Source organism: Pseudomonas sp. GXM4 (genome assembly GCF_008923895.1).
GTDB classification, from domain to species: Bacteria; Pseudomonadota; Gammaproteobacteria; order Pseudomonadales; family Pseudomonadaceae; genus Aquipseudomonas; species Aquipseudomonas atacamensis.
Genome location: NZ_WBRZ01000299.1, coordinates 1 through 6,314 on the forward strand (window position 1 = coordinate 1; position 6,314 = coordinate 6,314).

5 protein-coding genes and 1 riboswitch are annotated in these 6,314 nt (G+C 60.8%); of the genes, 4 read left to right on the forward strand and 1 reads right to left on the reverse strand.

Annotation, left to right across the window (positions count from 1 at the left end; genetic code table 11):
* Window positions 1-49 precede the first annotated feature (49 nt).
* Complete coding sequence (locus F8N49_RS24305; protein ID WP_071173389.1) at window positions 50-457, reverse strand: acyl-CoA thioesterase; 408 nt, start codon at window positions 455-457, stop codon at window positions 50-52.
* Between the two features lie 190 nt (window positions 458-647).
* Window positions 648-746, forward strand: a riboswitch (S-adenosyl-L-homocysteine riboswitch).
* Window positions 747-769: 23 nt separating this feature from the next.
* On the opposite strand from F8N49_RS24305, the gene ahcY reads away from it, so the two are divergent.
* The 4 genes from ahcY (at window position 770) to F8N49_RS24325 (ending at window position 6,279) form a co-directional block, all read left to right on the forward strand.
* A complete protein-coding gene (gene ahcY, locus F8N49_RS24310) occupies window positions 770-2,179 on the forward strand; it encodes an adenosylhomocysteinase (RefSeq protein ID WP_016772771.1) in 1,410 nt (469 codons plus the stop codon).
* A gap of 187 nt (window positions 2,180-2,366) precedes the next feature.
* Complete coding sequence (gene metF / locus F8N49_RS24315; RefSeq protein WP_016772770.1) at window positions 2,367-3,212, forward strand: methylenetetrahydrofolate reductase [NAD(P)H]; 846 nt, start codon at window positions 2,367-2,369, stop codon at window positions 3,210-3,212.
* Window positions 3,213-3,382: 170 nt separating this feature from the next.
* On the forward strand, window positions 3,383-4,195 hold the full coding sequence (locus F8N49_RS24320) for an ABC transporter substrate-binding protein (RefSeq protein WP_122747565.1): 813 nt from the start codon (window positions 3,383-3,385) through the stop codon (window positions 4,193-4,195).
* A gap of 221 nt (window positions 4,196-4,416) precedes the next feature.
* Window positions 4,417-6,279, forward strand: coding sequence for a DEAD/DEAH box helicase (locus tag F8N49_RS24325; protein WP_151552909.1), 1,863 nt, complete (start codon window positions 4,417-4,419; stop codon window positions 6,277-6,279).
* Window positions 6,280-6,314: the final 35 nt, after the last annotated feature.

Sequence of the window (6,314 nt, forward strand, 5' to 3'; positions counted from 1 at the left end):
AAACAAGATCAAAAGATCGCAGCCTTCGGCAGCTCCTACAGGGCTCGCATTACTCGCTGACGGCTTCGTCATCCTTGAACTGGTCTTTCACGTATTTGATCTCGGTCCGCCCGTGCGGCGCCGGCAGGCCGTCTTCGCCGAGGTTGACGAACACCATCTTCTCGACGGTCAGGATGCTCTTGCGGGTGATCTTGTTGCGCACTTCGCAGGTCAGGGTGATCGAGGTGCGGCCGAATTCGGTGGCGGTGATGCCCAGTTCGATGATGTCGCCCTGGCGCGAGGCGCTGACGAAGTTGATTTCCGAGATGTACTTGGTCACCACGCGCTGGTTGCCCAATTGCACGATGGCGTAGATCGCCGCTTCTTCATCGATCCAGCGCAGCAGGCTGCCGCCGAACAGGGTGCCGTTGGGGTTGAGGTCTTCGGGTTTAACCCATTTGCGGGTGTGGAAATTCATGGGGGGCTCCTGGGTCGAGGCGTGTGAGCGTTAGGGGTATTGGCCCCCAGCTTCAAGTTTTCAGCTACAAGCTGCAAGTAAAAGCGGATTGGCTTTTACTTGCCGCTTGTAGCTTGCCGCTTGCCACTAGCCGGGCGAAGACCGCTATAATCGCCACCGATTCAGAACGGCTATGCCGTTTTCCCGCCACCTGTCCGAGGGGCGCTGCAGCAGGTTCGACCTGTCAGGCTCGGATGGGGCGTTGAACGGCTTGCGCCGGACACTAAACGCACAACGGCGCCCATTCGCATACATTACGAATGGAGGCTCTTCATGAGCGCTGTCAACACGCCTGCCGATTTTACCGATTACAAAGTTGCCGACATGTCCCTGGCTGCCTGGGGCCGTCGCGAAACCATCATCGCCGAATCGGAAATGCCTGCCCTGATGGGTCTGCGCCGCAAATACGCTGCCGAGCAGCCGCTCAAGGGCGCGAAAATCCTCGGCTGCATCCACATGACCATTCAGACCGCCGTGCTGATCGAAACCCTGGTTGCCCTGGGTGCCGAAGTACGCTGGTCGTCCTGCAACATTTTCTCCACTCAGGATCAGGCCGCTGCCGCTATCGCTGCCGCCGGTATCCCGGTGTTCGCCTGGAAAGGCGAGACTGAAGAAGAGTACGAGTGGTGCCTGGAGCAGACCATCCTCAAGGATGGCCAGCCTTGGGACGCCAACATGATCCTCGACGACGGCGGCGACCTGACCGAGCTGCTGCACAAGAAATACCCGCAAGTGCTCGATCGCGTTCACGGCGTAACCGAAGAAACCACCACTGGCGTACACCGTCTGCTGGACATGCTGGCCAAGGGCGAGCTGAAGATCCCTGCGATCAACGTCAACGACTCGGTGACCAAGTCCAAGAACGACAACAAGTACGGCTGCCGTCACAGCCTGAACGATGCGATCAAGCGCGGCACCGACCACCTGCTGTCCGGCAAGCAAGCGCTGGTCATCGGTTACGGTGACGTGGGCAAGGGCTCGGCCCAGTCCCTGCGTCAGGAAGGCATGATCGTTAAAGTCTCCGAAGTTGACCCGATCTGCGCCATGCAAGCCTGCATGGACGGTTTCGAACTGGTGTCGCCATTCATCGACGGTATCAACGACGGTTCCGAAGCGAGCATCGACAAAGCGCTGCTGGGCAAGATCGACCTGATCGTGACCACCACCGGTAACGTCAATGTTTGCGACGCGAACATGCTCAAAGCCCTGAAGAAGCGCGCCGTTGTCTGCAACATCGGTCACTTCGACAACGAAATCGACACCGCTTTCATGCGCAAGAACTGGGCTTGGGAAGAAGTGAAGCCACAGGTGCACAAGGTTCACCGCACCGGCGCTGGCAGCTTCGATCCACAGAACGACGACTACCTGATCTTGCTGGCCGAAGGCCGTCTGGTGAACTTGGGCAACGCCACCGGTCACCCGAGCCGCATCATGGACGGTTCGTTCGCCAACCAGGTTCTGGCACAGATCTTCCTGTTCGGCCAGAAATACGCCGACCTGTCGCCAGCGCAGAAAGCCGAGCGTCTGACCGTTGAAGTGCTGCCGAAGAAACTCGACGAAGAAGTGGCCCTGGAAATGGTTCGCGGCTTCGGCGGCGTGGTCACCCAACTGACCAAGCAACAGGCTGACTACATCGGCGTCACCGTCGAAGGCCCGTTCAAGCCGCACGCCTACCGGTACTAAGAGCAGCTGGGAGTTTCAAGCTACAAGCTGCAAGTAAGGTCAAAAGCCGAGTTTGTCGTACGTAGCTTGAGTCTCTGCCACTATTTCAAAACAGCGTCAGGCCGCAAGCATCAAGCACAAGAGATCAGCGCACCTCCGCTGCTCTTGCAGCTTGAAGCTTGCAGCTTGCAGCTGGAGGTCCCCTCCAATGTCCCAAGACCGTCGCTACAGCTTCGAGTTTTTCCCGACCAAGACCGATGCCGGGCAAGAAAAGCTGCTCGCCACTGCCCGTCAGTTGGCCACCTACAACCCTGATTTCTTTTCCTGCACCTACGGCGCTGGCGGTTCGACCCGTGATCGCACGCTCAACACCGTGTTGCAGCTGGAAAACGAAGTCAAAGTACCCGCCGCTCCGCACCTGTCGTGCGTCGGTGACAGCAAGGACGACCTGCGCGGCCTGCTGAACGAATACAAGGCTGCCGGCATCAAGCGCATCGTTGCCCTGCGTGGCGACCTGCCGTCCGGCATGGGCATGACCAGCGGTGAGCTGCGTCACGCCAATGAACTGGTGGAATTCATTCGTGAAGAAACCGCCGATCATTTCCACATCGAAGTCGCCGCTTACCCGGAGATGCATCCGCAAGCGCGCAACTACGAAGACGATCTCGCCAACTTCGTGCGCAAGGCAAAGGCCGGTGCCGACAGCGCGATCACCCAGTACTTCTTCAACGCCGACAGCTACTTCTACTTCGTCGACCGTTTGCAGGCGCTGGGCGTGGATCTGCCGATCGTGCCGGGGATCATGCCGATCACCAACTACAGCAAACTCGCGCGCTTCTCCGATGCCTGCGGTGCGGAAATCCCGCGCTGGATCCGCAAGCAACTGGAAGCCTACGGCGATGACACGCGAAGCATTCAAAGCTTTGGCGAACAAGTCGTCAGCGAGATGTGCGAACGCCTGCTGCAGGGCGGCGCGCCGGGGCTGCACTTCTACTCGATGAACCAGGCCGAACCTAGCCTGGCGATCTGGAATAACCTGAAGTTGCCGCGGTGAAGCAGCTGCAAGTTTCGAGCTGAAAGCTACAAGCTGGATCAAGAGATCGCAGTCCTTGGCAACGTCTTTGTTGGGTTGTCAGGCCTGCGATTTTTTTGTTTGAAGCCGCGAAACAGAGCTTGTGCAGCGGCTTTCTGGCTCTTTCGCGATTCTCGTCGTAATCTCCAGCCATGCCTTTGATCACGCAGTTATTCGCCGTGCTGGTTTTTGCTTGCCTGAGCTTCGCTGCTCGGGGCGAGAAGTTGCGTATTGTCACCGAGCCGTGGGCGCCGTACGTCTACGAACAGGGTGGCAAAAACCTTGGTCTTGACTACGAAACCACCGCCATCGTGTTCCAGCGTCTGGGCATTGAAGTGGAATGGCAGTTCCTGCCGTGGAAGCGCTGCCTGTCGATGCTCGAGACCGGACAGGCCGACGGTGCCCTGGACATCTTTCACAGCGCCGAACGCGACGCCACCCTGCTCTATCCCAGCGAACCTTTGTCCGACGTCGAATTCGTGATGTTCTACGCCAATGAGCGGCCGCATCCTTTCAACACCCTCGAACAACTCAAAGGCCTGACCATCGGCACCTCGCCGGGTTATCTGTACAGCCCTGACTTCAGCCAGTCGGACCTGTTTGTTCGTGAGCCGGCACCGACCCATGAAGCCAATTTCGGCAAACTGGTGCGCGGGCGGATTGACCTGCTGATTACCGATCGCCGCGTCGGTCAGCATTTGCTCGATGAGCTGAATATTCGCGATCTGATCACGGAAAACCCGACGGTTATCAGCCGTCAGAGCCAGTTTCTTGCGGTTCGGCGCAATGCCGGTATGGACTTGCTGGTGCAGCGTTTCGGCGCCGAGCTCAAGCGTTTCAAGCGCGAACCGGCCTACGCCGAGCTCAGCGCGCGTTACGGTGCTGCGCCCGTTGATAGCGCGTCACTGCGTTCGGCCACGGCCGGCGGCAAAACCGTTGAGCAGCAGGAAAGCAGCGCGCAGTGATTGCTCTGTTATACTCCGGCGTTCCCGCCAGGCTCACGCCCGGACGCCCGGAACCGTAACAGGCCTCTCGACCCGCTACAGCGCAGCTTCCAGCCCGCGCGAGCGCTCCTGACGTGCCTTCGGAACCGCCGCTGGACCGGACGGGATTGCGTCCTCTTAAACGTGATTCGCGCCAGGCAAGACTCCCATTGGGCCAAGCCCTAACTAAAACAGGATTACTCATGTCCTTTGCTTCCCTCGGTCTCTCCGAGGCTTTAGTCCGTGCCATCGAAGATGCGGGCTATACCGAGCCTACTCCGGTGCAACAGCGGGCCATTCCCGCCGTGTTGCAAGGTCGCGACCTGATGGTGGCGGCTCAGACAGGTACCGGTAAAACCGGCGGCTTCGCCCTCCCGATTCTGGAGCGGTTGTTCCCCAACGGTCACCCGGACAAATCCCAGCGTCACGGCCCGCGCCAACCGCGCGTGCTGGTCCTGACCCCGACCCGCGAACTCGCGGCCCAGGTGCACGAGAGCTTCAAGATCTACGCCCGTGACCTGAAATTCGTCAGCGCCTGCATCTTCGGCGGCGTCGGCATGAACCCGCAGGTCCAGGCCATGTCCCGTGGCGTCGACGTCCTCGTCGCCTGCCCGGGTCGCTTGCTCGACCTCGCCGGCCAGGGCAGCGTCGATCTGTCCCACGTGGAAATTCTCGTTCTCGACGAAGCCGACCGCATGCTCGACATGGGTTTTGTCCACGACGTGAAGAAAGTCCTCGCACGTCTGCCGGCCAAGCGTCAGAACCTGCTGTTCTCGGCAACGTTCTCCAAAGACATCACCGATCTTGCCGGCAAACTGCTGCATAACCCGGAACGCATCGAAGTGACGCCGCCGAACACCACGGTCGAGCGCATCGAACAACGCGTGTTCCGCCTGCCGGCCAGCCACAAACGTGCGCTGCTGGCGCACCTGATCACCGCCGGCGCGTGGGAACAGGTACTGGTCTTCACCCGCACCAAGCACGGCGCCAACCGTCTCGCTGAATACCTGGACAAACACGGCCTGCCGGCGGTGGCGATCCACGGTAACAAGAGCCAGAACGCCCGCACCAAAGCCCTGGCCGACTTCAAGGCCGGCGAAGTACGCATTCTGGTTGCGACCGACATCGCCGCCCGTGGTCTGGACATCGACCAGTTGCCGCATGTGGTCAACTTCGAGCTGCCGAACGTCGATGAAGACTATGTGCACCGTATCGGCCGTACCGGCCGCGCCGGTCGTTCGGGCGAGGCGATCTCGCTGGTCGCGCCAGACGAAGAAAAACTGCTGAAAAGCATCGAGCGCATGACCAAACAGAAGATTGCCGACGGCGATCTGATGGGCTTCGACTCCAGCACCATCGAAGCCGAGAAGCCGGAAGCCCGCGAGCGTCCGGACATCCGCAACCCACGCAATTCCCGTGCCCCCCGTGGCGACGGCCCGAATGGCGGCGGCGGTGGCGGCGGTCGCAAGGACAAAGGCAAAGACAAGGGCAAGGAAAAGCCGGCCGGTGAACGTGGCGAGCGCCCTGCCCGCCAGCAGAAACCGCGCGAAGGCACGCCGAGCCGCGAACAGCGCCCGAGCCAGCCTCCGCGTGCAGCGGCTGACCGTGCCCCGGACGAGTTCCTCGACGACGATATCGATAACTTCGGTAACCGCGTTGACTACGTGCCGAAGGCCGCTCCTGCCGGCGGCCGTGGCCGTCGTCCTGGCGCACCGGCGCAAGGCGCAGGCGCTCCACGCGGAGGTCAGCCACAGGGTCGTCAGAACGGTCCGCGCAACAGCAACGGCTCGAGCACCGGCACGCCACCGGCCAAACGTAGCGGCCCGCGCAATGGCGCTCCGCGTGACGGTCAGGGTCGTCGTGACGAATCCGCGCCACGCAACCGCCGCCCGGCCCGTGACGATCAGCCACGCAGCGAACCGGCCGTGCAGAACCCGCGCAGCAACGGGCCGAAGATCATGCACAAGGAATCGAAAGCCGACCGCTTCCCGACGCCTGAGCAACTCGATCAACTGCCAAGCCGCCCGCGTGGCGAGAAACCAGCACTGCTGACCCGCAATCGCTGAGTTTCATACCGTCATGAAAAATGCCCCGACTCGAA